The organism is Xanthomonas sp. SI (assembly GCF_014236855.1).
GTDB lineage: Bacteria > Pseudomonadota > Gammaproteobacteria > Xanthomonadales > Xanthomonadaceae > Xanthomonas_A.
Genome location: NZ_CP051261.1, coordinates 4,183,250 through 4,208,256 on the forward strand (window position 1 = coordinate 4,183,250; position 25,007 = coordinate 4,208,256).

Consider the following 25,007-nt stretch of genomic DNA (forward strand, 5'->3'; position numbering starts at 1 on the left):
ATGGTGTCCTGCTTGTGCTCCTGCTCTTTACGAATCCCCAATCCCGAATCCCGACTCCCGGCCTCTTCCAGAATGATGTCCGCGATCCGCTCGGCCGCATCCGGCTTGGCCAGGCTGCGCGCGGCATCGGCCATGGACAGGCGGCGTGCAGGGTTGCCGAGCAGGTCGCGCAGCACGCCCTGCAGGTTGGTCGCCAGGGCGTCGTCCTGCTTCAGCAGCACGGCGGCGCCGCGTTCGACCAGGTACTCGGCGTTGCGGGTCTGGTGGTCGTCGACCGCGGCGGCGAACGGCACCAGCACGCTGCCGATGCCGACCGCGCACAGTTCGGCCAGGGTCGAGGCGCCGGCGCGGCACACGATCAGGTCGGCCCAGGCGTAGGCGGCGGCCATGTCGCCGATGAAGGCTTCGACGCTGGCGGCGACGCCGGCGTCGGCATAGGCCTGGGCCGCTTCGTCGCGCAGTTTCTCGCCGCACTGGTGGCGCACTTCGACCTGCGCGCCGAGCGCGGCCAGCGCGCGCGGCAGCGCCTGGTTCAGCGCGCGCGCGCCCTGGCTGCCGCCGAGCACCAGCAGGCGCACCGCGCCGTCGCGTGCGGCGAAGCGTTGCGCCGGCGGCGCCAGCGCGGCGATCTCGGCGCGCACCGGATTGCCCACCGCTTCCTCGCGCGCGGCGAAGCTGCCCGGAAACCCGGTCAGCACGCGACGCGCGACGCGCGACAGCACCTTGTTGGTCAGGCCCGGGGCGCGGTTCTGTTCGTGCACCAGCAGCGGCAGTTTCATCAGGCGTGCGGCGATGCCGCCGGGGCCGGCGGCGAAGCCGCCGAAGCTGACCACCGCGCGCGGCATGCGCCGGCGCAACACGAAACCGGCGGCGCGGATCGCGCGCATGACCCGCAGCGGCGCGCCGAACAGCGCCAGCGCGCCCTTGCCGCGCAGCCCGCCAATCTCGATGGTGTCGATCTCGATGCCGTGCTGCGGCACCAGTTGCGTTTCCATGCGCCCGGCCGCGCCCAGCCACACCACCGGCACGCCGCGCGCGCGCAGCACCTTGGCCACCGCCAGCGCCGGGAAGATGTGCCCGCCGGTGCCACCGGCGAGGATCATCACCGGGCGCGACGCAGCGTCGGTCACGACGGTGCTGGTCATCGGCACGGACACGCTCATCCCAGCCTCCCGAAGGTCGGCTCGACCCGCGGCTGCATGCGGCTGGTGCCGCGCGCCGGGGTGCCGGCCTGGATCGCCGCGGCCACCGCGCTGGCGCTGGCCTCGCGTGCGGCCTGCAGGTCCTCGGCACTGTCCACGGTCTGCCTGACCGGCGCCGCATCGCTGCGCACCTTCGCCACCTGACGTTCGGCGCGATCGAGTTCGTAGGACACGCGCAGCAGCAGGCCCATCGCCACGCAGGTCATCAGTACGCTGGAACCGCCGGCGGAGATCAGCGGCAGCGTCAGGCCCTTGGTCGGCAGGATGCCCAGATTCACGCCGACCGAGACGAAGCTCTGCAGGCTGATCCACAGGCCGATGCCGAAGGCGATGTAGCCGGAGAAGTGGCGCTTCATTTCCACGCAGCGCATGCCCAGCCAGAACGCGCGCCCGACCAGCAGCGCGTACAGCGCGATGATCAGGCACACGCCGGTGAAGCCCAGCTCCTCGGCGATCACCGAGAAGATGAAATCGGTGTGCGCTTCGGGCAGGTAGTTGAGCTTCTGCACCGAGCCGCCCAGGCCGACCCCGAACAGTTCGCCGCGGCCCACCGCCATCAGCGCGTTGGACAGCTGGTAGCCGGAGCCGAGCTGGTCGGCCCACGGGTCCAGGAACGAGGTGATGCGGCGCAGGCGGTACGGTTCCAGGATCGCGATGAAGGCGAACACCGGCAGGCCGATCACGATCGGCATCGACATGCGCGGCAGGTTGACCCCGCCCAGCACCAGCATGCCGGCGGTGATCGCCAGCAGCAGCGTGGAGGAACCGAAGTCCGGCTGCATCAGCAGCAGGCCGACCAGCGCCACCGCCACGCCCAGCGGCTTGAGCATCGCCGGCCAGGTGGCGTTGACCTCGTCGCGGAAGCGCACCAGGTAGCTGGACAGCCACACGATGTACAGCACCTTGACCGCTTCCACGGTCTGGAACTTGGAGATGCCCAGGTTGATCCAGCGCCGCGCGCCGTTGACGCTGCTGCCCAGGCCGGGCACGAACACCACGATCAGCAGGCCGAAGCAGGCCAGCAGCAGCAGCTGGTTGTACTGCTCGATGTTCTTCAGCTCGGTACGCATCGTCCAGATCGCCAGGCCGATGCCGCCGGCCAGGAACAGCAGATGCCGGGTCAGGTAGTAGAACGGGCTGACGGTCAGCTCGATCGAGCTGGAACCGACCATCACCACGCCCAGCGAGGCCAGCGCCACCACGGCGCCGAGCAGCCACGGGTCGTAGCGGCCGCCGATGGCCTCGAGTCGGGTTGCCTGGCGCGCGGGGTCGTTCATCAGCGCACCTTCAACGTGGCCAGGCCGACCAGCACCAGCACCACCGAGATGATCCAGAAGCGCACGATCACCCGCGGCTCGGGCCAGCCCTTCAGCTCGAAGTGGTGGTGGATCGGCGCCATGCGGAACACGCGCTTGCCGGTGAGCTTGAACGAGGCGACCTGGATCATCACCGACAGCGTCTCGACCACGAACACGCCGCCCATGATCACCAGCACCAGTTCCTGGCGCACGATCACCGCGATGGTGCCGAGCACCGCGCCCAGCGCCAGCGCGCCGATGTCGCCCATGAACACCATCGCCGGGTAGGTGTTGAACCACAGGAAGCCCAGCCCCGCGCCGGCGATCGCCGCGCAGATGATGATCAGCTCGCCGGCACCGGGGATCGAGGGAATCTTCAGATAGGCGGAGAACACCGCGTTGCCCGAGGCGTAGGCGAACACGCCCAGCGCGCAGGCCACCAGCACGGTCGGCATGATCGCCAGCCCATCCAGGCCGTCGGTCAGGTTGACCGCGTTGGAGAAGCCGACGATCCAGAAGTAGGCGATGGCGACGAAGCTGATCCCGGCCAGCGGCAGCGCGATCGACTTGAACATCGGAATGTAGAAGGTGATCGCGGCCGGCACGTCGGCGGTGTAGTACAGGAACAGGCCCGCAGCCAGGCCGAAGATCGACTGCAGCAGGTACTTCCAGCGCGATTTCAGCCCGTTCGGGTCGCGGCGCACGATCTTGATCCAGTCGTCGTACCAGCCGATCACGCCGAACGCCAGCATCACCGCCAGCACCAGCCACACGTAGCGGTTGCGCAGGTCGCCCCACAGCAGCACCGACAGCAGCACGGTCAGCAGGATCATCGAGCCGCCCATGGTCGGCGTGCCGGCCTTGGAGAAATGGCTCTGCGGGCCGTCCTGACGAATCGGCTGGCCGCCCTTGAACTGCGCCAGCTTGCGGATCACCGCCGGACCCAGCCACAGCGACAGGAACAGCGAGGTCAGCGCCGCGAGGATGCCGCGGAAGGTGAGGTAGCCGAACAGCCCGAACAGGCTCTCCAGCTGCTGCAGCCAGCGGGACAGTTCAAGCAGCATGCGGCGCCTCCTCTCCCTGCGCCAGCAGCGCGCTCACGATCTTGTCCATGGCGCTGCCGCGGGAACCTTTGACCAGAAGCGTGGCCGGGACTCGGGACTCGGGACTCGGGACTCGTAAAGGCGCAACGCCATCTGCCGCCGCGCCAGTGTTCTCATGCATTTGCTTTGGTTCCTGATCTTGATCCTGCTGTTGCCGAGTCCCGAGTCCCGAGTCCCGAGTCCCGGCCGCACGAAGGTCCGCACGCAGCGCGGCGATCAACGCCGCATGGCTGTCGAACACGCGGCCGTTCTCGCCGAACGCCTGCGCGGCGACGGCGCTGAGCGGACCCAGCGCGTACAGCCGGGTCAGGCCGGCATCGCGGGCGCGGCGGCCGCCGCTGGCGTGCAGCGCCTCGGCGCCGTCGCCGAGTTCGCGCATGTCGCCCAGCACCAGCCAGCGCTCGCCGCCGGCCGCGGCCAGTGCGTCGATCGCCGCGGCCAGCGAACCGGGATTGGCGTTGTAGCTGTCGTCGATCAGCACCGCGCCGCCGGGCAGCGTGTGCGCGATCTGTCGGCCCGGCACCGGCTGCACCTGCGCCAGGCCCGCGGCGATCAGCGCCGGCGCGATGTCCAGCGCCAGCGCCAGCGAGGCGGCGGCCAGTGCGTTCATCAGGTTGTGCCGGCCCGGCAACGGCAGCGTGGTCTCGATCTCGCCCTGTGGGGTGACCAGCACGAACTGCGAGCGGTCCGCGCGCATGCGCAGCTGCGTGGCGCTGACCTCGGCGCTGGCCTGCAGGCCGAAGCGCAGCACGCGCGGGGCCAGCGGCGCCGGCAGGCGCTGTTCGAACCACAGCCCGAACGCGTCGTCGGCATTGATCACCGCGGTGCCGTCGGCGCTCAGTGCGGCGTAGATCGCACCCTTGGTCTCGGCGACGCCGAGCAGGCTGCCCATCCGCTCCAGATGCGCCGGGGCGATGTTGTTCACCAGCGCCGCATGCGGGGCGACGATGTCGGTCAGGTAGGCGATATCGCCCGGCTTGCCCGCGCCCATCTCGTAGATCGCGTAGTCGGCCGCGTCCGGCGCTTCGATCACCGCCAGCGGCAGGCCGATCTCGTTGTTGCGGTTGCCGGGATTGGCGTAGACGCTGCCGCCGTTCACACGGCAGGCATGCTGCAGGATCGCCAGCAGCAGCGCCTTGACGCTGGTCTTGCCGTTGCTGCCGGTGATCGCGGCCACCCGCGTGGCGCGGCCGCGCTGCATGCCGGCGGCGATCCGCGCCAATGCCAACTGGGTGTCGGCGACCAGGATCTGCGGCAATTCGATTTGCGGCTGCAGCAGTTCCACCAGCAATGCGCTGGCGCCGCGCGCGGCGGCATCGGCGACGAAGTCGTGACCGTCGAAACGCTCGCCGCGCAGCGCCACGTACAGGCTGCCCGGCGCCAGCGTGCGGGTGTCGTGGGCGATCGCATCGATCGCCACATCGTCGCCGTGCAGCTCGGCGCCGGCCCAGTGCGCGATCATCGACAGCGGCAGGCGCTTCATCGGGCGTGCTCCACGGTCGGTGCGGCGCGCGCCTGCAGCGCCTGCGCGGCGACCTCGTTGTCGTCGAACGGATGCTGGATACCGGCGATTTCCTGGTACGGCTCGTGGCCCTTGCCGGCGATCAGCACGATGTCGTCGGGGCCGGCTTCGGCCACGGCCAGGGCGATGGCCTGCGCGCGGTCGCGCTGCACGCGCACCGCCTGCAGGTCGGTGAACCCGGCCAGGATGTCGGCGACGATGCGATCGCCGTCCTCGCCGCGCGGATTGTCGTCGGTGACGATCACCGCATCGGCCAGGCGCTGCGCGATCGCCGCCATCTGCGGGCGCTTGCCGGTGTCACGCTCGCCGCCGCAACCGAACACGCACAGCAGGCGGCCGTGGGCGTGGCCGCGCAGGCTGTCCAGCGCCTGCTCCAGCGCGTCCGGGGTGTGCGCGTAATCGATCACCAGCAGCGGCTGCGCGTCGCTGCCACCGAGGCGGTTCATGCGCCCGCGGATCGGCTGCAGCTGCGACAGCGTCGCGGCGATACGCGCCGGCGCCACGTCCAGCGCGTACAGCGCGCCGGCCACGGCCAGCAGGTTGTCCACGTTGAAGCGGCCAAGCAGCGGCGACTGCACCGAATGGTGCGCACCGTCGATAAGCAGGTCGAAACCGATGCCGCGCGCGTCCAGGCGCAGCGCCTCGGCGCGCAGGGTGGCGCCGGCCTGGCCGCGCGAACTGACGCCTATGCCGCGCAGTTCCGGATCAAGGGTCGCCAGCAGCTCGCGGCCGAACGCGTCGTCTAGATTGACCACCGCCGCCTTCAGCCCCGGCGTAGCGAACAGCCGCGCCTTGGCCGCGCCATAGCCGGCCATGTCGCCGTGGTAGTCCAGATGGTCGCGGGTGAGATTGGTGAACACCGCCACGTCGAAGTGCACCGCATCCACGCGGCCCTGGTCCAACGCGTGCGAACTCACTTCCATCGCCACCGCCTGCGCGCCGGCGTCGCGCAGCTGCGCCAGCAGCGCGTGCGTCTGCAGCACCAGCGGCGTGGTGAAACCGGTCGGCACCACGTCGCCGTACAGGCCGACGCCGAGCGTGCCGATGCTGCCGCTGCGCGTGCCCAGGCACTGCCAGGCCTGCGCCAGCAGCTGCACGGTGGAGGTCTTGCCGTTGGTGCCGGTGACCCCGACCATGGTCATCGTCTGCGACGGATGGCCGTGGAACTGGTCGGCCATCGCGCCCATGCGCGCACGCAGGCCCGGCACCGCGATCGCGTCGGCCGGGGCCGGCAACTCGGCCGGGGCCGGCGGTTCGAACAGGATCGCCGCGGCGCCATTGGCCTGCGCCTGCGCGACGAAGCCCAGCCCGTGCGCGCCGAACCCGGCGATCGCCACGAACGCATCGCCGGCGCGCACCGCACGGCTGTCCATGACCAGCCCGGACACCTGCACGTCGCGCGCCAGCGCCACGTCCGGCAGCAGCTTAGACAGCGGCAGCGCGCGGCTCACTGATGCGTCTCCTGCAACGGCACCGGCTGCGCGGCCGGCGGCGGCGCGACGGCGCGCGCGCTCGGCAGCGCGGCTTCGACCTCGGCGGCGGCGTCGGGCACCACGGCCGGGTCCGGTTCCACCGGCACCGGCGGCGGCGCATGGCCGCTCTTGCCTGCGGCCTGCGCCGCCAGCCATGCCTGGATGTCGTCCGGCGGCACGTCCATCAGCCGCAGCGCGCCTTCCATCACGTTGTGGAACACCGGTGCCGAGACCAGGCCACCGTAGTACTTGGCGCCCTGCGGATCGTTGATCACGATGACCGTGGCGAAGCGCGGATTGCTTGCCGGCACCAGGCCGGCGAACAGCGCGTTGTAGTGCCCGCGGATATAGCCGCCGGGGCCGTTCAGGCGCGCGGTGCCGGTCTTGCCGGCGACGTGGTAGCCAAGGATCGCCGCGCCCTTGGCGCCGCCCTGGGTCACCACGGTTTCCATCATCGACACCACTTCCTTGGCGATCGCCGGGCTCAGCACTTCCTTCGTGTCCTCGTGCTGGCCCTTGATGAAGGTCGGCGTGACCAGCTTGCCGCCGTTGCCGAGCGCGCAGTACGCGCGCGCGATCTGCAGCGGCGTCACCGACAGGCCGTAGCCGTAGGACATGGTGGTCTTGGACGACCCGCTCCAGCGTCCCGGCGACGGCAGCACGCCGGCCGATTCGCCGGGGAAACCGCTGTGCGGGGCGCTGCCGTAGCCGTAGCTGTGGATCTGGTCGTAGAAGGTCTGGTCCGGCAGCTTGGCCGCGATCTTGGCCGCGCCGATATTGGAGCTGCGGGTGATCACGCCGGTCACGGTCAGCACGCCGTTGTTGCGCGGCACGTCCTTGATGGTGAAGCGGCCGATCGCCATGTAGCCCGGGTTGGTGTCGATCAGCGTGTCCTTGGTCACCACCCCGGCCTTGAGCGCGGTGGAGATGGTCAACGGCTTCATCGTCGACCCCGGCTCGACCAGGTCGGTGACCGCGCGGTTGCGGCGCGCATCGGAATTGACCCCGGTGACCGAGTTCGGGTTGTAGGTCGGCAGGTTGACCATCGCCATGATCTCGCCGGTGGCCACGTCCATCACCACGATCGAACCGCCGGCGGCGTTGTTTTCCACCAGCGCGTTGCGCAGCTCCTTGTAGGCCAGGAACTGGATGCGGCGATCGATGCTGAGGGTCAGGTCCTTGCCCGGCTCGGCCGGCTTGACCAGGTCGATGCTCTCCACGATCGCGCCCTTGCGGTCGCGGATCACGCGCTTGGAGCCGGGCTTGCCGCGCAGCCACTCGTCGAACGCCAGCTCCAGCCCTTCCTGGCCGCGGTCGTCGATATTGGTGAAGCCGAGCACGTGCGCCATCGCTTCGCCCTGCGGGTAGAAGCGGCGGAACTCGCGCTGCGAGAACACGCCCGGGATGCCCAGCGCGACCACCGCATGCGCCTTGTCCGGATTGATCCGGCGCTTGAGGTACATGAACTCCTTGTCCGACTTCTGCGACAGCTTGGCGGCCAGTTCGTCGCTGGGCAGTTCCAGCGCCTGCGCCAGCTGCGGGATGCGGTCGGGATTGCGCAGCAGTTCCTGCGGATTGACCCAGATCGACTCCACCGGCGTGGACACCGCCAGCGGCTCGCCGTTGCGGTCGGTGATCATGCCGCGCGAGGTCGCGATCGGCAGCTCGCGCAGGTAGCGCGCCTCGCCCTGGCGCTGGTAGAAATCGCTGTTGATGATCTGCACGTAGGCGGCGCGGCCGATCAGGGTGACCGAGCACAGGCTCAGCGCCGCACCGACCAGCACCAGCCGGCCACGGAGATTGAAGTTGCTGCGCGGGCGGTTGCGGCCGGTCTTGCTCATGGCCGCACCACCACGATGTCGCCGGTTTCCGGGAACTTCATGCCCAGCCGCTCGCGCGCGACCTGGTCGACGCGATTGCTTTCGGCCCAGGTCGCCTGCTCCAGCTGCAGCCGGCCGAATTCGATGTTCAGCTCGTCGCGGTTGTGCTCCAGCCGCGACAGCTCGACGAACAGCTGGCGATGGCGATGGCGCATGTACACCACCCCGATCGCCGAAGAGATGGTGCAGGCGAGCAGGACGATGAGCAGCAACCGGCTCATTGGGCGTCTCCTGACGGAGACGCCGGGATTGGGGATTCGGAATTGGGGATTCGGGACGGGCGCTCTCCCAATCCCGAATCCCGAATCCCCAATCCCAGCTTCTCAGCCACCCGCAGCACCGCGCTGCGCGCACGCGGGTTGCCGGCCAGTTCGTCGGCGTCGGCCTTGATCGCGCCGCCGTGCAGTTGCAGGGTCGGCACGAACGGCTGCGCTTCGGGCAGGCGGCGGTTGCTCGGCGGGGCCTTGGCGTGGCGGTTCATGAACTGCTTGACGATGCGGTCTTCCAGCGAGTGGAAGCTGATCACCGCCAGGCGTCCGCCCGGCTTGAGCCTGGCCAGCGCCGCGTCCAGCCCGGCTTCGAGGTCGGCCAGCTCGCGGTTGATATGGATGCGGATCGCCTGGAAGCTGCGCGTGGCCGGATGGGTCTTGCTGTCGCCGCGCGGCATCACGCTGGCGATCAGTTCGGCCAGCTGCGCGGTGCGGGTCAGCGGCTGCTCGGCGCGGCGCGCCACGATCGCGCGGGCGATGCGCCGGCTCTGGCGTTCGTCGCCATAGGTCCACAGCACGTCGGCGATGGCGCGTTCGTCGGCGCGCGCCAGCCACTGCGCAGCGCTCTCGCCGGCGTCAGGATCCATGCGCATGTCCAGCGGGCCGTCCTTGCCGAACGAGAAACCGCGCGCGGCCACGTCCAGCTGCGGCGAGGACACGCCCAGGTCGAACAGCACCCCGTCCAGGTCGGCAGCGGCGTCCCATTGCCCGAGTTCGGCGAAGCTGCCGCGGCGGATGCGCACGCGCGCGTCGCCACCGAACGCATGTTCGGCTTCGGCGATCGCCTCGGGATCCTTGTCCATCAACAGCAGCCGGCCTCCTGGGCCGAGTTTGTGCAGCACCCCGCGCGCGTGTCCGCCACGCCCGAACGTGCCATCCAGATAGATTCCGTCTTCGATCACCTGCAGCCCGTCCATGACCTGCGCGAACAACACCGACACATGCGCCGCCGGCGGTTGCGACACCGGAAGGTGACCGGCCTGCGCCTGTCCGCGCATCCGGACACCCCGGCTCACAACTTCAGATCGAGCAATCCATCGCCCAGATCCTCATCAGACAATGTCTGCTGGATCAGTGCGCGATGAGCCTGCTCGCTCCATAGTTCGAACTTGTCGCCCATGCCCAACAGCACGGCGCGCTTTTCGATGCCCACCGCGGCGCGGTGGCTCGGCGGGATGGTGATGCGGCTGTTGGCGTCCAGCTCCAGCGCGGCAGAGGAACCCACCAGCTTCTGCTGCAGGATCCGCACCACGCGCTGGGTGTTGGGCTTGGCCATGACGTCGTCACGGACCCGTTCCCATTCCTTTTCCGCGTACAGCCACAGGCATCCGGCTTCGAACGGGTTGTAGGTCAGCACCAGCCGATTGCCGCTCGCGCGCACGACGAGGTCGCGGTACGCGGTGGGAACCGCCATACGCCCCTTGTCGTCCACTGTGATTGCGGTCTCGCCCTGAAACACGACGCCTACACCTTTCCAAATCCGCCTGGACGGTCATTGAACCACGAAAAACCACAAAAAACCCGGTTTCCCCTCGAGTGCCCACCTTAGCAGCGCCCGAAAGGTTGTCAACAACTTTGCGAGCGATAAATCGCTAGCCACATCAATGGCTTGCGCCATTCTTTAGAGACTTGTTCAAAGCTTATCCACAAGTTGCTGTTTCGTCTCATATTTTGAGATTGAGCGGAAATTCAGCCCCGTGCACAAGGCGTTAAGACAGCGGCCAGCTGCCGCGGCCCCTACCGACCGGCTCGCAAGCCGCTGCGCAAAACCGCACAATCCGCCACCTATGTGCCTGGTCGCCCTCGCCCTCGAATCGCACCCGCGCTGGCGCCTGCTGCTGGTCGGCAACCGCGACGAATTCCACGCCCGCCCGACCGCGCCGCTGCAGCGCTGGGCGGCGCCGGCGGAGCGGGTGCTGGCCGGGCGCGACCTGCGTTCTGGCGGCAGCTGGGTGGGCCTGGACGACGCCGGCCGCTGCACCGTGGTCACCAACGTGCGCGACCCGCTGGCGTCGATGTCCGGCGCCTCGCGCGGCGCCCTGGTCGCCGACTACCTGGCCGGTGCCCAGCCGGCGGCCGCGTTCGCCGACGCCCTGGCGCTGCGCGCCGACGCCTATCCGCCGTTCAACCTGCTGCTGGCCGACGCCGCCGGCGCCGACTACCTCGGCAATCACCCGCCGGCCCGGCAGCGGCTGGCGCCCGGCATCCATGGCATGTCCAACGGTGCGCTGGATGCGCCGTGGCCGAAAACGCTGCGACTGTGCGAGGTCCTGGCGGGCTGGATCGCCGCCGGCGACGAGGACCTGTCCCCGCTATGGCGGGCGCTGGCCGACGAGACCGTCGCCGCCGACGCGCAGCTGCCCGACACCGGCGTGGGCCTGGAGCTGGAACGGCGCCTGTCGCCGGCCTTCATCCGCGGCCACGACTACGGCACCCGCGCCAGCACCATCGTGGCGGCGGACGGCGACGGCCGCGGCTGGATCCACGAGCGCCGCTTCGGCCCCGATGGGGTGTTCCTGGGGGAGACGCGGCTGGAGGGGCTCGGGACCGGGGACTTGGGACTCGGGACCCGGTAAGAGCGGAATCCGGACCGCGCGGCGCGGCGGCGCCGCACATGCGACAATACCCACGGCGGAGTCGGCCAGACAGTCGCGTCATCCCGGTGCATTTCGGTGCAGCGGGGTGCCGAGGAAAGTCCGGGCTCCATAGGGCAAGGTGCCAGGTAACGCCTGGGCGGCGCGAGCCGACGGATCAGTGCAACAGAAAGATACCGCCTAAGTCTGCGCAAGCAGACCGGTAAGGGTGAAATGGTGCGGTAAGAGCGCACCGCGAGTCCGGTAACGGACCGGTACGGCAAACCCCACCTGGAGCAAGACCAAATAGGGACCTCATGGCGCTGCCCGCGTCGGGTCCGGGTAGGTTGCTCGAGCGCCGCGGTGACGCGGCGCCTAGAAGAATGACTGTCCACGACAGAACCCGGCTTATCGGCCGGCTCCGCCACTTTCTCAAAAAATCCCCAGACTCCGGGCCAGACTCCCGGGTTCGGAGGCTTTGGCCTTGCTGTGACTCAACGCCTTTTAGGGCAAGCAGGGTTCCGATTCCGGCAGTCGCCTGACAGCGCATTCGCCTGGGAAAGGCCAGTTCGCGATTGCCCGCTGCAGGTCAGCCGGCATCCGCTCGGTATGCGACCACCTCAGCCCCCGTACAACGCCTTGCGCGGCGCGCCGGTGATCTCCGCCGCCAGCTTGGCGGCGGTGGACGGCGGCAGGTGCGCGCTGAGCGTGGCGTAGACGCGGCGACCCTCGGCCAGTTGCGCGTCGGCATCGTCGCCGGCGCCCTGCACGATCAGCACGAACTCGCCCTTGCGCTGGTTGGCGTCGGCTTCCACCTGCGCCTGCAGCTCGGCCAGGCTGCCGTCGAGCACGGTCTCGAACAGCTTGGTCAGCTCGCGCGCCAGCACCGCCGGGCGCGCGTCGCCGAACGCGGCGCGGCAGTCGGCCAGGGATTCGACGATGCGGTGCGCCGATTCGTAGAACACCAGGGTGCGCGGCTCGCCGGCCAGGCGCGCCAGGCGCTCGCGGCGGCCGGAGGCCTTGGCCGGCAGGAAGCCCTCGAAGCTGAAACGGTCGCTGGGCAGGCCGGCCACGCTGAGCGCGGCGATCGCCGCGCAGGCGCCGGGCACCGGGCTGACCCGCACCCCGGCCTCGCGCGCGGCGCGGACCAGCCGGTAGCCGGGGTCGCTGACCAGCGGGGTGCCGGCGTCGCTGACCAGGGCCAGCGATTCGCCGCCGAGCAGGCGCGCGACGATGCGCTGCGCCAGCGCGTCCTCGTTGTGCTCGTGCAGCGCGACCAAAGGCTTGTCGATGCCGAAGTGCGACAGCAGCTGGCCGCTGCGGCGGGTGTCCTCGGCGCAGATCGCGGCGACCGCGCGCAGCACCTCCTGCGCGCGCGGCGTCAGGTCGGCGAGATTGCCGATCGGCGTGGCGACGACATGCAGGGTTCCGGGCTGGGCGCTCATCTACGGCTTTCCATGGTCAAGGGTAGAATCGTAGCGGTTTTCCCCGGCGCGCCCAGGCGTGCCCTGCCGAATGGACCAGAAATGAACAAGCGATTCGCAAGGATTTCCGCCCTGTCGCTGCTGGCGCTGCTGTTCGCCGGCTGCGCCACCACCAGCGTGACGCAGAGCGCGTCGTCGCCGGCCCAATCCGCGGCGCTGGCGCTGCTCGACCAGGGCAAACCGCGGGAAGCGGCGCAGCAGCTCGAGGCGCAGGCCGCCACCGCCACCGGCAGCGAGCGCAACCAGTTGCTGGCCGACGCCGCCTTCGCCTGGTACGAGGGCGGCGATGTCGCCCGCGCGCGCAGCCTGGCCGCGCAGGTGCAGCCGCGCCAGCTGTCGGGCCTGAGCAAGGTGCGGCTGGCCCTGGTCAACGCCGAGCTGGCGTTGGTCGACCGGCAGCCCGCGCAGGCGCTGCAGGCGCTGGGCAGCGATCCGCAGGCGGTGCCGCAGAACCTGCGCGCGCGCTGGCACCTGGCCCGCGCGCAGGCGCTGGAAGGCACCGGCGACGCCACCGCGGCGCTGGACGAACGCGCCCGCGCCGATATCGGCCTGACCGGTCAGGCGCGCAGCGACAACCAGCGCGCCATCGTGCGCCAGTTGGCGGCCTTGAACGACGCCACCCTGCAGGCGCGCGCCGCCGCGCTGCCGGCCGGCGATCCGCTGTACAACTTCGCTGGGCGCGCGCTGATCAGCCGCGGCCTGGCGCTGCCGCGGCCGTTCGACCGCGGCGAGCAGTGGGGCTTCGACACCAGCAAGCGGCCGCCGGCCGAGCGCGACGGCTACCGCCCGCCGGCCAAGCTGGCGGTGCTGCTGCCGCTGAGCGGCACCCTGGCGACCGCGGCCGCGCCGGTACGCGACGGCCTGCTCGCCGGCTACTACGGCGAGACCCGGCGCCGCCCGGAGATCAACTTCATCGACACCACCGGCACCGCGGCCGGCGCGCTGGCCGCGTACCAGAAGGCGATCGACAGTGGCGCCGACTTCGTGGTCGGTCCGCTCGGACGCGACGAGGTCAGCGCGCTGTTCGCGCGCGACGCGCTGCCGGTGCCGCTGCTGGCGCTGAACCGCGGCACCAGCGCGCCGCCCGCCGGCAGCGCCGGCTTCTCGCTGGCGCCGGAAGACGACGGCATCGCCGCCGCCGAGTACCTGCTGGCGCACGAGCGCCGCAACGCGCTGGTGATCGGCAGCAACGACGACAACGGCCGCCGCGCGGTGGCCGCGTTCCGCGAGCGCTTCAGCGAGCGCGGCGGCAAGGTCGCGGCCAGCGTCAGCGTGGCCGAGGTGCCGGGCGATGTCGGCGCGCAGCTGCGCAACGCCGGCGCTGCCGACGCGGTGTTCCTGGCGGTGAAGGGCGGCACCGCGCGCGCGCTGGCGCCGCAACTGGCGCTGGCCGGTTTCGCCGGCAAGAGCCGGGTGGCGACCTCGCAGCTGGTGCTCGGCACCGGCAAGCCGGAGGACGATCTGGTGCTGGACGGCATCGCCTACCCGAGCGAACTGTGGAACGTGCGCGGCGTCGGCGGCCTGCCGGCGGCGACCAGCGTGGCCGAAACGCTGCCGACCGCGCGCGGCCCGGGCGCGCGCCTGTTCGCGTTCGGCTACGACGCCTGGCAGATCAGCGCCTACCTGGAGAAGCTCGCCACCGGCGCCGAAGCCAACCTGCGCGGCGCCACCGGCGTGCTGCACCTGGACGGCTTCGGCAACATCCTGCGCACCCCGGCCTGGTCCACCTTCAGCGGCGGGCGCGCGACGCCGCTGCCCGATGGGCGTTGACCGCCGGCAACGCGGCAACGACGTGGAAGCGGCGGCGCGCGCCGAACTGGAGCGCGCCGGGCTGCAGCTGATCGCCGCGAACGTGCGCTACCGCGGCGGCGAACTGGACCTGGTGATGCAGCAGGCGAACTGCCTGGTGTTCGTCGAGGTGCGCTACCGGCGCAACGACGCATTCGGCGGCGGCGCCGCCTCGGTCGACCTGCGCAAGCGCCGCCGGCTGGTGTTGGCGGCGCAATTGTTCCTGGCCGCGCATCCGCACTACGCGAACTGGCCGTGCCGTTTCGACGTGGTCGAGGCCAAAGGCGAACCGCCACGGCTGACCTGGCTGCGCGACGCGTTCCGCGCCGACGACTGCTGACATGCCGAGCATCTTCACCCACGCCGCGATCCCGCTGGCGCTGTGGGCCGCCGCCGATCGCGGACGCATTTCCACGCGCCTGCTCGGCGCCGGCATCGTCGCATCGATGCTGCCCGATCTGGACGTGGTCGCGTTCGCCCTGCACATCCCCTACGCCGATGCGTTCGGCCATCGCGGCGCCAGCCATTCGCTGCTGTTCGCCGCGGTGCTGGGCGTGCTCGGTGCGCTGCAGGCGGCGACCTGGATGTTCGTCTGCACGGTCTCGCATCCGCTGCTCGATGCGCTGACCTCCGGCGGCCTCGGCGTCGCGCTGGCGTGGCCGTGGAGCGAGCAGCGCTGGTTCGCGCCGTGGCGGCCGATCCGCGTCTCGCCGTTCGCCAACGGCTTCTTCGGCGCGCGCGGCATGGCCACGCTGTTGTCCGAATTGCGCTGGGTGTGGCTGCCGCTGGCAATGGCGGTCGGCACCTGGAAACTGCTGCAACCGCCGCCCTCCTCCGCTTCGCGATCCCAGCCATGACCACGCCGTTGCCTGCCGCCCTGACCGACACCCTCGCCGCACTGCTCGGCGCCGACGGCTGGCGCACCGACGACGCCAGCCGCCGCAGCTACGGCGAGGACGATTCGCGGCGCTGGGCGCTGGCCGACGCGGTGGCGCTGCCGCAGACCCGCGAACAGGTGCAGGCGATCGTGCGCGCCTGTCGCGAACACCGCGTGCCGATCGTCGCGCGCGGTGCTGGCACCGGCACTGCCGGCGCCGCGGTGCCGTTCGACGGCGGCGTGGTGCTGTCGTTCGCGCGCATGAATCGCATCGTGCAACTGCGCCCGCAGGACCGCTGCGCGGTGGTCGAGCCGGGCGTGCTCAACGGCGAGCTGCAACAGGCACTGGCGCCGCACGGCCTGTTCTGGCCGCCGGACCCGTCCAGCGCCGACATCTGTAGCGTCGGCGGCAACCTGTCGACCAACGCCGGCGGCCCGCGCACGGTGAAGTACGGCGCCACCCGCGACAACGTGCTCGGCGTGGTCGCGGTGACCGGCGCCGGCGAACTGATCCGCTGCGGCGGCGCCTACACCAAGGACGCCACCGGCTACGACCTGACCCACCTGCTGGTCGGCAGCGAAGGCACCCTGGCGCTAATCGTGGAAGCCACGCTGAAACTGTCGCCGCGGCCGCTGGCGCAGGCCGGGCTGCGCGCGTTCTACCGCGATGCCGGCAGCGCCGCGGCGGCGGTGTCGCGACTGATGGCGCAGCCGACCACACCGGCGATGCTGGAATTCATGGACCGCAGCGCGATCGCGCTGCTGCGCCGCAACGGCAGCGACGTGCCCGAGGCCGACGCGATGCTGTTGATCGAGGCCGACGGCGACCACGACACCCTACCCTATGCGCTGCAGGCGCTGGGCGCGGCGGCCGAGGGCGACGGCCTGCTGTCGCTGGACGTGGCCACCGACGGCGCCGCGCGCGACCGGCTGTGGGCCGCGCGCCGCGCGCTGTCGCCGGCGCTGCGCACGATCAAGCCGGGCAAGATCAACGAAGACGTGGTGGTGCCGGTGTCGCGCATCCCCGAACTGGTGGCCGGGGTAGAAGCGCTGGCGGCGGAATTCGAGCTGCCGATCGTCGCCTTCGGCCATGCCGGCAACGGCAACCTGCACGTCAACATCATGTACGCGCCCGACGATGCCAGCGAGACCGCGCGTGCGCACGCCGCACTGCCACGCCTGTTCGCGCTGGTGCTGGCGCTGGAAGGCACGCTGTCGGGCGAACACGGCATCGGCGTGGCCAAGCGCGACTACATGGCCCAGGCCTTCGACGCGGCCACCCTGGACGCGATGCGCGCAGTGAAGCGCGCACTGGACCCGGACGGCATCCTCAATCCGGGCAAGGTGTTGCCGGATGCGTGAGCGGGACTCGGGACTCGGGACTCGGGACTCGGGACTCGGGACTCGCAAGAATCCGTCTGATGCCGCATGCAGGCAACCGTCGACCGCCTTATGTAGGAGTGGCTTCGGCCGCGACGAACGAAGCGGAAAAGGCTTACGGCTTGGAATCTGTCGGGGCTGAAGCCCCTCCTACAGTGCACCGGGCCAGGGTATCGAGCGTCTTGCAGAACCGACTGCGATTGTCCGCGTGTCTCAGGCGCTGCGTTCGCTCACGCCGATGAAACGCAGCCCCACGCCCGGCTCGGTGGCGATGTAGCGCGGCGCCACCGCGCTGTCGCCGAGCTTCTGCCGCAGTTTGCCGACCAGGATGCGCAGGTAGTGGGTGTCTTCCTGGTGGGTCGGTCCCCACACTTCGCGCAGCAGTTGCGGCTGGGTCAGCACGCGGCCGCTGTGGCGCAGCAGCAGCGCGAGCAGTGCGTATTCCTTGCGGCTCAGCGGCAGCGGCTCGCCGTCCAGGCGCACCTCGCGCAAGCCCAGGTGGATGTGCAGGTGGCCGTCGTCGAATACCGGCTCGGCTTCGCCGGCAGCGGGCTGTATGCGCAGCAGCACGCGGATGCGCGCCATCAGTTCCTGCACGCCGAACGGCTTGGTCACGTAGTCGTTGGCGCCGGCGTCCAGCGCCTGCACCTTCTCCGCTTCGCCGGCGCGCACGGTGAGCATGATCACCGGCACCGCGGACCACTGCCGCAGTTCGCGCAGCACGCTGTGCCCATCCTGGTCGGGCAGGCCCACGTCAAGCACCACCAGTTCGGCGCCGTGCGCGGCCAGCTGCGCCAGGCCGTCGCCGCCGGTGGCCGCCTGCAGCACACGGTAGCCCTGCGCGCGCAGGCTGATGTCCAGGAAACGCCGGATCTGCGGCTCGTCGTCGATGACCAGCACGCGCGGCGGCGGAATCGGATCGGCGTGGGACTCAGTCGGCATCGGGGCGGGGCGGCGGGGCGGCGGGTTCGATCAACGGCAGAGTAATGCGGATCGTGGTGCCGCGGCCATCGGCGCCGGGCAGCGCCTCGACGCTGCCGCCGTGCGCGCCGATCATGCCCTGGCAGATGGTCAGGCCCAGGCCGGTGCCGTGGCGGCCGCGGTCGCCGCGCTCGACGCTGTAGAACATGTCGAAGATGCGCGCGCGCTCGTCCTCGGGAATGCCCGGGCCGCGGTCGCCGATGTCGATGCGCAGGCGCCCGTCGACCATCGCCGCGGCGACACGGATCGCCTCGCCCTCCGGCGAAAATTTCGCCGCGTTTTCCAGCACGTTGAAGATCGCCTGCTCGACCAGCGCCGGATGCACCCACAGCGTCGGCAGTTCGGCGGCCAGGGCGATGTCCAGGCGCACCTGCGGCTGGTAGCGCTGCAGCCGCCGCGCGGCCGAGCCGATCAGTTCGTCCACGTCGATCCAGTCGCGGTTCAAGGTCAGCCCGGTGTGGCCGAGCTTGGTCATGTCGAGCAGGTTCTGGATGTAGCGGTCCAGGCGCTCGCCCTCCAGTTGGATCGTCTCCAGCAGGCTGCGGCGGTCCTCCGCGTCCATCGCCTGGCCGTAGCTGGCCAGGCTGCTGGCCGCGCCGATCATCGCCGCCAGCGGCGAGCGCAGGTCGTGCGACACCGACGACAGCAGCGCCGAGCGCAGGCGTTCGGTCTCGCCGCTGACCCGCGCGCTTTCCAGGTCGGCGACCAGCCGCGTGCGCAGCGCGGCCTGGCCGATGTCCTCGACCATGGCCTCGGCCAGGCGCTGCTGTTCCAGCCCCGGGCGCTGCACGCCGGCGGCGAATTTCAGCCCGACCACGCCGATCGCGCCGCGCTCGTGGCGCACCGGCAGGAACCACCAGCTGGCGCCGGCCAGGGTGTCGGTGAAGCGGCCGGTGGCCTGGCCGTGGCGCTGCGCCCAGTCGGCGGCACTGCGATCCACCGCCGCCATCGACGTCGCGTAGTCGTGCGCGCCGTCCTGCGCCGCGGCGTGCGCCACCTCCAGCGGCTGCAGCCGCACCCAGGCCTCGGCCTCGAGCGTGGCGGCCAGCGCGCGGCGACCGGCCTCCAGCACCTGGCCCAGGTCGGCGGCGCTGGTCAGTTCGCGGCCCAGCCGCTGCAGCGCGGTGGTCTGCGCGTTGGCCGCGCGCAGCGCCAGCACCTGCATGCGCAGCCGCGACGCCAGCCGCCCGGCGACCAGCGCCGCGACCAGGAACAGCAGCACCGTGACCACGCCCTGGCGCGCGCCGATGTGCAGCGTGTAGCGCGGTTCGATGAAGAAGAAGTTGTAGGCGAAGAAGCTCAGCAGCGCAGACAGCACCGCCGCGGCCATGCGCGTCTTCGCCGCGACCATCACCACCGCGACGATGAACACCATCGACAGGTCGTCGATGCCGACCCAGCGTTCGGCGATCCAGGCCACCGCCACCGCCAGCAGCGAGGCGACCGTGGCGAACGCCAGGTCGTCGCGCGACAGCCAGTGGCCAGGACTGCGCCAGCGCCGCCGCGCACGTGCGCGCGCCTCCGGCGAGCTGATGATGACCAGCTCGTAGTGCGCGCCGCGCTGCAGCAGCTGCTGGGTGAGCGTGCGGTTGATCATCCGCGCCAGCGGCCGTTCGCGGGTGCGGCCGAGCAGCAGCGTGGACACGCCGTTGTGCGCGGCGTGGTCGAGCAGCGCATCGGCCACGCTGGCGCCGTGCAGCAGCGCGGCGTCGCCGCCGAGCCGCCGCGCCAGCGCGAAGGCGCGATCGACCTCCAGTTGCCAGGCTTCCTCCGGCTGCGCCTGGGTCTGCACGGTGACCACGCTCCACGGCGCGCCGCGGCGCTCGGCCAGGCGCCGCGCCACCCGCACCAGATAGTCGGACTGGCCGCGCCCGTCGATCGCCACCAGCACCCGCCGCCGCAACGCCACGCCGGGCCGGCCCTGCGCGGCGTGCTCGTCGCGCAGGTCGTTGTCGACGCGGTCGGCCGCGGTCTGCATCGCCAGTTCGCGCAACGCGGCCAGGTTCGACGGCGAGAAGAACGCCTGCAGCGCCTGCCCCGCCTGCTCGGGCAGGTAGACCTTGCCTTGCTGCAGGCGTTCGATCAGTTCGCGCGGCGGCAGGTCGACCAGCACGATGTCGCGCAGGCGGTCGAAGATCGCATCGGGCACGGTCTCGCCGACGCGGATACCGGTGATGCGATGGACTACGTCGTTGAGGCTTTCCAGGTGCTGGATGTTGACCGTGCTGTAGACGTCGATGCCGGCGTCGAGCAGTTCCTCCACATCCTGCCAGCGCCGCTCGTGGCGGCTGCCGGGCGCGTTGCGGTGGGCGAGTTCGTCGACCAGCACCAGCGGCGGGCGCCGTGCCAGCAGCGCGTCCAGGTCCATTTCCTCGAGCGTGCGGCCGCGGTACTCAACGCGCTGCCGCGGCTGCACGGCCAGCCCTTCCAACAAGGCGGCGGTCTCGGCGCGGCCATGGGTCTCGACCACGCCGACCACCACCTCGCTGCCCTGCTGCTGCAGCTGGCGCGCGCGCGACAGCATCGCGTAGGTCTTGCCGACGCCGGGCGCCGCGCCCAGGAACACGGTCAGGCGCCCGCCGCGTTCGCGCTGGAGTGCGCCGATCAGCGCATCGGCCTGCTGGGTGCGTGAGTCGGACATTTGAGGAGCCGGGATCGGGGATTCGTGAGTAGGGATTCGCAGAGCCTACAGCCTTGGGCCGCCGGCACTACGGCTTTTGCTTTTCTCCATTCCCGATTCCCGTCTCCCCATTCCCGGCTTTGTCCAACGCCAGATTCAGCGCCAGCACATTCACCCGCGGCTGGCCGAGCACGCCGAACTGGCGCGGCTGCGCCTGGGCGGCGACCAACGCGGCGACGGTCGCCACCGGCAGTTCGCGCGCCTTGGCCACGCGCGCCACCTGCTGTTGCGCCGCGGCCACGCTGATGTCCGGGTCCATGCCGCTGCCGGACTGGGTCAGCAGGTCGTCCGCCACCTGCGCCGGGGCGACGCCGTCGCGCGCGGCGACGCTGGCGCGCGCATCGGCGATGCGCTTCTGCAGCTCGGGATTGCTGCGCGCCTGGTTGCTGCCGGCCGCGGCCATCGGGTCGAACTTGGCCGCCGACGGCCGCGGCTGGAAATAGCCGGGCGCGGCGAACGGCTGCGCGACCAGCGCCGAGCCGAGCATGCGGCCATCGCGTTGCAACAGGCTGCCGTTGGCCTGCGCCGGAAACAGCGCGCCGGCGAGCAGGGTGGACAGCAGCGAATACAGCGCGGCGGCGCCCAGCACCAGCAGCGGCAGTACCACGGCGGCGCGCCAGCGCAGCGGTTCGCGGTAGGAAGAAGAGACCGGGGAAACGTTCATCGCAGGAGATCCGAAAAGAAGCGGAAGATCGGTGCCGGGCTCAGCCCAGCGCCACCAGGATCATGTCGATCAATTTGATCCCGACGAACGGCAGCAGCACGCCGCCGACGCCGTAGATCAGCATGTTCCGGCGCAGCAGCGAGGTCGCCGTGGCCGGGGTGAAGCGCACGCCTCGCAACGCCAGCGGGATCAGCGCCGGAATCACCAGCGCGTTGAAGATCAACGCGGCCAGCACCGCATGCACCGGGCTGGACAGGCGCATCACGTTCAGCGCCGCCATCTGCGGGATCGAGGCGGCGAACAGCGCCGGCAGGATCGCGAAGTACTTGGACACGTCGTTGGCCAGCGAGAAGGTGGTCAGCGCGCCGCGGGTGATCAGCTGCTGCTTGCCCACTTCCACCACCGCCAGCAGCTTGGCCGGATCCGAATCCAGATCGACCATGTTGCCGGCTTCCTTGGCCGCCTGCGTGCCCGAGTTCATCGCCAGGCCGACGTCGGCCTGGGCCAGCGCCGGCGCGTCGTTGGTGCCGTCGCCGACCATCGCCACCAGGCGCCCGCCGGCCTGCTCGGCGCGGATGCGTGCGAGCTTGTCTTCCGGCGTGGCCTCGGCGATGTAATCGTCGACGCCGGCCTCGGCGGCGATCGCCGCGGCGGTGAGCGGGTTGTCGCCGGTGATCATCACCGTCTTGACGCCCATCGCACGCAGCCGCGCGAATTTCTCGCGCACGCCATGCTTGACCACGTCCGACAGTTCGACCACGCCGAGCACATGCCGGCCCTCGGCCACCACCAACGGCGTGGCGCCGCTGCGCGCGACCTGCTCGACACGGCCCTTCAGTTCCGCCGGCACCTGCCCGCCCAGCGCGGTGACGTGGCGGATCACCGCATCGGCCGCGCCCTTGCGGATCGAACGCGGCAGCTGTTGCCCCTGCGCGGCCAGATCGACGCCGGACATGCGCGTCTGCGCGGTGAAGGCGACGAAGCTGGCGCCGTCCGGATCGGCCGGCGGCATGCCCTGCTCGCGCGCCAGGCGCACGATCGACTTGCCTTCCGGGGTCGGGTCGGCCAGCGAGGACAGCATCGCCGCCTCGCGCAGTTGCACCGCATCGACGCCGCTAAGCGCATGGAACGCGGTGGCCTGGCGGTCGCCGTAGGTAATGGTGCCGGTCTTGTCCAGCAGCAGCACGTCGACGTCGCCGGCCACTTCCACCGCCTTGCCCGACTTGGCCAGCACGTTCGCCGACAGCGCGCGGTTCATGCCGGCGATGCCGATCGCCGGCAGCAGCCCGCCGATGGTGGTCGGGATCAGGCACACCAGCAGCGCGATCAGCAGCAGCGGATCGATGCGCACGCCGACATAGCCGGCGATGATCGGCAAGCTCGCGACCACGATCAGGAAGGTCAGGGTCATCGCCGCCAGCAGCATGGTCAGCGCGATCTCGTTCGGGGTCTTCTGCCGGTTGGCGCCTTCGACCAGCGCGATCATGCGGTCCAGGAAGCTGTGGCCCGGCTCGGCGGTGACCTTCACCACGATCTCGTCGGACAGGACCTTGGTGCCGCCGATCACGCCGGAACGGTCGGTGCCGGCCTCGCGCAGCACCGGCGCCGATTCGCCGGTGACCGCGGCTTCGTTGATGGTGGCCACGCCGTGCACGATCTCGCCGTCGGCCGGGATCAGTTCGCCGGCGGAGATCACCACCAGGTCGCCGGGCTTCAGTTCGGCGGCGGGAATGCTGGTTTCGCCATCCAACTGCGCGCTGCTCACCCGGCGCGCCACCAGGTCCTTGCGTGCGCGCCGCAGCGAGGCGGCCTGGCCGCGACCGCGCGCCTCGGCCACCGCTTCGGCGAAATTGCCGAACAGCACGGTGATCAGCAGGATCGCGGTCACCGCCCAGCCGAACGCGGGTGCGCCCTGCCCGGCCACGGTGATCAGCGCCGACAGCAAGGTGCCGGCGAACACCACCGCCATCACCGGACTGCCGAGCAGATGGCGTGGCGAAAGTTTCAGCACGCTGGCGCGCAGCGCCGCACGCAACGCGGGGCCGTCGAGCAGACCGGGCTTGTGGACGGAGGAAGAAGCTTGCGGAAGCGGGGTGCTCATGGTTGTGGTCTCAGTGCGCGGCAAGCGTCAGGTGATCGGCGATCGGGCCCAACACCAGTGCCGGCGTGAATTGCAGAACGGTCAGGACCGCGATGACCGCGATCAGGGTCAGCGCGAAGGTCGGCGTTTCCACCTGCAGACTGCCGCCGGTTTCCGGCGCCACGCGCTTGCGCGCCATCTGCGCGGCCACGATCAGCGGCACGATCAGCGCCGGATAGCGGCCCAGGATCAGCACCAGCGTGCAGGTCAGGTTCCACCAGGGGATGCCGTCGCCGAGGCCTTCGAAGCCGGAGCCGTTGTTGGCGAACGCCGAGGTGTACTCGTAGAACACCTGGCTGATGCCGTGGAAGCCGGGATTGGAGGTGGCGGTGATCGCCGCCGGCATGGCCAGGGTCAACGCGGTGAAGCCGAGCAGCACCAGCGGCTGCAGCAGGATCAGCAAGGCCAGCAGGCGCACTTCGCCGGCTTCGATCTTGCGCCCGAACAGCTCCGGCGTGCGTCCGGTCATCAGCCCGGCCAGGAACACGCTGAGCAGCAGGTACACCAGGAACTGCTGCAGGCCGCAGCCGATGCCACCCCAGATCGCGTTGACCAGCATGTTGACCATGGCCACGCCGCCGGTCAGCGGCGCCAGCGAATCGTGCATCGCATTGACCGAGCCGTTGGAGGTCTGCGTGGTCAGCGACGACCACGCCGCCGAGGCATCGGCGCCGAAGCGCACTTCCTTGCCTTCCATCAGCGCCGCGCTCGCGGTACTGGCCGAATGGCCTTCGGACCACACCGACACCGCGGTGGAGGCCAGCGACATCGCCAGCATGCTGCCGAACACCAGCACGGTGAATTTGCGCCGGCCGGTGAACGGGCCGACCATGAACGCGATCGCCACCGGGATCAGCACGATCGCCAGCATCTCCAGCAGATTGGAGAACGGGGTCGGGTTCTCCAGCGCCATCGCGCTGTTGGGGCCGTACCAGCCGCCGCCGTTGGTGCCGAGCTGCTTGATCGCCACCATCGCCGCGACCGGGCCGAGCGGGATCTTCTGCGCGGCCATGCCGGCGCTGGCGTCCAGCGGTGTCGCGGTGGGGCCGGCGGCCAGCGTGGACGGCACGCCCTGCTGGGTCAGCAGCACGGTCCACAGCAGGCACAGCGGCAGCAGGAAGCGCAGCGTCGGCCGGATCACATCGGCCCAGTAGTTGCCGACGTCGGCTTCGTCGACGCTGAGCGTGGCGCTCTGCGAACCGCCGTTCGCCGCGGCCGTTCGCCCTCCAAACAGCGCGCGCAGCGTCGCCACCACCAGTGCCAGACCCATCATCGGGGTGACGAACTGCAGCCCGACCACGCCCACCGCCTGCGACAGATACGACAGCTGCGCCTGGCCGGAGTAATGCTGCTGGTCGGTGTTGGTCAGGAACGAGACCATGGTGTGCAGCGCCACATCCCAGCGCATGTTGGGCACCGCATCGGGATTCAGCGGCAGCCACGCCTGAGTCACGAACAGGACGAACACCAGCACGCCCAGCACCAGGTTGCTGGCCAGGAACGCGCCGGCATAGCCGCGCCAGCTCATGCCGCGCGCCGGATCGGTGCCCAGCAGGCGGTACAGCGGGCGTTCGATCCAGCCGAACAGCGCGTCGCCGCGCATCGGCGCACCGCGCATCACCTTGGCCAGGTACAGACCCAGCGGCCAACCCAGCAGCAGCGCGAGCGCATAGACAAGCAATGTATCGATCATG

At 70.6% G+C, this 25,007-nt stretch carries 19 protein-coding genes, 1 other RNA gene and 1 pseudogene; 6 read left to right on the plus strand and 15 right to left on the minus strand.

The window, feature by feature from the left end; genetic code table 11:
* Window positions 1–35: 35 nt before the first annotated feature.
* From murG to HEP75_RS17750, 9 genes and pseudogenes are all read right to left on the minus strand, one after another.
* Window positions 36–1,163: pseudogene (murG, locus tag HEP75_RS17710) on the minus strand (undecaprenyldiphospho-muramoylpentapeptide beta-N-acetylglucosaminyltransferase); the annotation flags it as partial.
* On the minus strand, window positions 1,160–2,479 hold the full coding sequence (gene ftsW, locus HEP75_RS17715; RefSeq protein ID WP_185824384.1) for a putative lipid II flippase FtsW: 1,320 nt from the start codon (window positions 2,477–2,479) through the stop codon (window positions 1,160–1,162). The pseudogene murG and the gene ftsW, both read right to left, overlap by 4 nt.
* Window positions 2,479–3,564 carry a phospho-N-acetylmuramoyl-pentapeptide-transferase gene (gene mraY / locus HEP75_RS17720; RefSeq protein ID WP_185813907.1) on the minus strand — a complete coding sequence of 362 codons (1,086 nt, stop codon included), beginning with the start codon at window positions 3,562–3,564 and terminating at the stop codon, window positions 2,479–2,481. The genes ftsW and mraY overlap by 1 nt, the downstream gene beginning before the upstream one ends.
* On the minus strand, window positions 3,554–5,086 hold the full coding sequence (murF, locus tag HEP75_RS17725) for a UDP-N-acetylmuramoyl-tripeptide--D-alanyl-D-alanine ligase (protein ID WP_185824385.1): 1,533 nt from the start codon (window positions 5,084–5,086) through the stop codon (window positions 3,554–3,556). Before murF ends, mraY begins: the two co-directional genes overlap by 11 nt.
* Entirely contained in the window at window positions 5,083–6,576 is a 1,494-nt protein-coding gene (locus HEP75_RS17730) for a UDP-N-acetylmuramoyl-L-alanyl-D-glutamate--2,6-diaminopimelate ligase (RefSeq protein WP_185824386.1), read from the minus strand. Before HEP75_RS17730 ends, murF begins: the two co-directional genes overlap by 4 nt.
* Window positions 6,573–8,438 carry a penicillin-binding transpeptidase domain-containing protein gene (locus HEP75_RS17735; RefSeq protein ID WP_185824387.1) on the minus strand — a complete coding sequence of 622 codons (1,866 nt, stop codon included), beginning with the start codon at window positions 8,436–8,438 and terminating at the stop codon, window positions 6,573–6,575. The genes HEP75_RS17730 and HEP75_RS17735 overlap by 4 nt, the downstream gene beginning before the upstream one ends.
* Window positions 8,435–8,698, minus strand: coding sequence for a cell division protein FtsL (gene ftsL, locus HEP75_RS17740; RefSeq protein WP_185813911.1), 264 nt, complete (start codon window positions 8,696–8,698; stop codon window positions 8,435–8,437). Before ftsL ends, HEP75_RS17735 begins: the two co-directional genes overlap by 4 nt.
* Complete coding sequence (gene rsmH / locus HEP75_RS17745) at window positions 8,695–9,744, minus strand: 16S rRNA (cytosine(1402)-N(4))-methyltransferase RsmH (RefSeq protein WP_185826641.1); 1,050 nt, start codon at window positions 9,742–9,744, stop codon at window positions 8,695–8,697. The genes ftsL and rsmH overlap by 4 nt, the downstream gene beginning before the upstream one ends.
* 14 nt (window positions 9,745–9,758) lie before the next feature.
* A complete protein-coding gene (locus tag HEP75_RS17750) occupies window positions 9,759–10,160 on the minus strand; it encodes a division/cell wall cluster transcriptional repressor MraZ (protein ID WP_255424114.1) in 402 nt (133 codons plus the stop codon).
* Between the two features lie 373 nt (window positions 10,161–10,533).
* Here HEP75_RS17750 and HEP75_RS17755 point away from each other — a divergent pair, with 373 nt between their 5' ends.
* Together HEP75_RS17755 and rnpB are read left to right on the plus strand one after the other, a co-directional pair.
* Window positions 10,534–11,322 carry an NRDE family protein gene (locus tag HEP75_RS17755; protein WP_185824388.1) on the plus strand — a complete coding sequence of 263 codons (789 nt, stop codon included), beginning with the start codon at window positions 10,534–10,536 and terminating at the stop codon, window positions 11,320–11,322.
* Between the two features lie 57 nt (window positions 11,323–11,379).
* Window positions 11,380–11,746: RNase P RNA component class A (rnpB, locus tag HEP75_RS17760), an RNA gene on the plus strand.
* A 193-nt stretch (window positions 11,747–11,939) separates the two neighbouring features.
* On the opposite strand, the gene rsmI is transcribed toward rnpB, so the two are convergent.
* Complete coding sequence (gene rsmI / locus HEP75_RS17765) at window positions 11,940–12,764, minus strand: 16S rRNA (cytidine(1402)-2'-O)-methyltransferase (RefSeq protein WP_185820982.1); 825 nt, start codon at window positions 12,762–12,764, stop codon at window positions 11,940–11,942.
* An 81-nt stretch (window positions 12,765–12,845) separates the two neighbouring features.
* On the opposite strand from rsmI, the gene HEP75_RS17770 reads away from it, so the two are divergent.
* From HEP75_RS17770 to HEP75_RS17785, 4 genes are read left to right on the plus strand one after another with little or no spacing between them, the layout of a single operon-like run.
* The gene (locus tag HEP75_RS17770; RefSeq protein WP_185820983.1) at window positions 12,846–14,573 is read left to right on the plus strand and encodes a penicillin-binding protein activator; all 1,728 of its coding nucleotides are present in this window, start codon (window positions 12,846–12,848) and stop codon (window positions 14,571–14,573) included.
* Window positions 14,563–14,931, plus strand: a complete 369-nt coding sequence (locus HEP75_RS17775; RefSeq protein WP_185824389.1) for a YraN family protein — start codon at window positions 14,563–14,565, stop codon at window positions 14,929–14,931. The genes HEP75_RS17770 and HEP75_RS17775 overlap by 11 nt, the downstream gene beginning before the upstream one ends.
* 1 nt (window position 14,932) lies before the next feature.
* Window positions 14,933–15,448, plus strand: a complete 516-nt coding sequence (locus tag HEP75_RS17780) for a metal-dependent hydrolase (protein ID WP_185824390.1) — start codon at window positions 14,933–14,935, stop codon at window positions 15,446–15,448.
* Entirely contained in the window at window positions 15,445–16,830 is a 1,386-nt protein-coding gene (locus HEP75_RS17785; RefSeq protein WP_185824391.1) for an FAD-linked oxidase C-terminal domain-containing protein, read from the plus strand. Before HEP75_RS17780 ends, HEP75_RS17785 begins: the two co-directional genes overlap by 4 nt.
* 231 nt (window positions 16,831–17,061) lie before the next feature.
* On the opposite strand, the gene HEP75_RS17790 is transcribed toward HEP75_RS17785, so the two are convergent.
* The 5 genes from HEP75_RS17790 to kdpA all read right to left on the minus strand — a co-directional run bounded on the left by HEP75_RS17790 (window position 17,062) and on the right by kdpA (window position 25,006).
* Window positions 17,062–17,790, minus strand: coding sequence for a response regulator (locus HEP75_RS17790; RefSeq protein WP_185813921.1), 729 nt, complete (start codon window positions 17,788–17,790; stop codon window positions 17,062–17,064).
* On the minus strand, window positions 17,780–20,470 hold the full coding sequence (locus HEP75_RS17795) for a sensor histidine kinase KdpD (protein WP_185824392.1): 2,691 nt from the start codon (window positions 20,468–20,470) through the stop codon (window positions 17,780–17,782). Before HEP75_RS17795 ends, HEP75_RS17790 begins: the two co-directional genes overlap by 11 nt.
* A gap of 67 nt (window positions 20,471–20,537) precedes the next feature.
* The gene (kdpC, locus tag HEP75_RS17800) at window positions 20,538–21,173 is read right to left on the minus strand and encodes a potassium-transporting ATPase subunit KdpC (RefSeq protein ID WP_185824393.1); all 636 of its coding nucleotides are present in this window, start codon (window positions 21,171–21,173) and stop codon (window positions 20,538–20,540) included.
* Between the two features lie 40 nt (window positions 21,174–21,213).
* Entirely contained in the window at window positions 21,214–23,274 is a 2,061-nt protein-coding gene (gene kdpB / locus HEP75_RS17805) for a potassium-transporting ATPase subunit KdpB (RefSeq protein WP_185824394.1), read from the minus strand.
* A gap of 10 nt (window positions 23,275–23,284) precedes the next feature.
* Complete coding sequence (kdpA, locus tag HEP75_RS17810; protein ID WP_185824395.1) at window positions 23,285–25,006, minus strand: potassium-transporting ATPase subunit KdpA; 1,722 nt, start codon at window positions 25,004–25,006, stop codon at window positions 23,285–23,287.
* Window position 25,007: the final 1 nt, after the last annotated feature.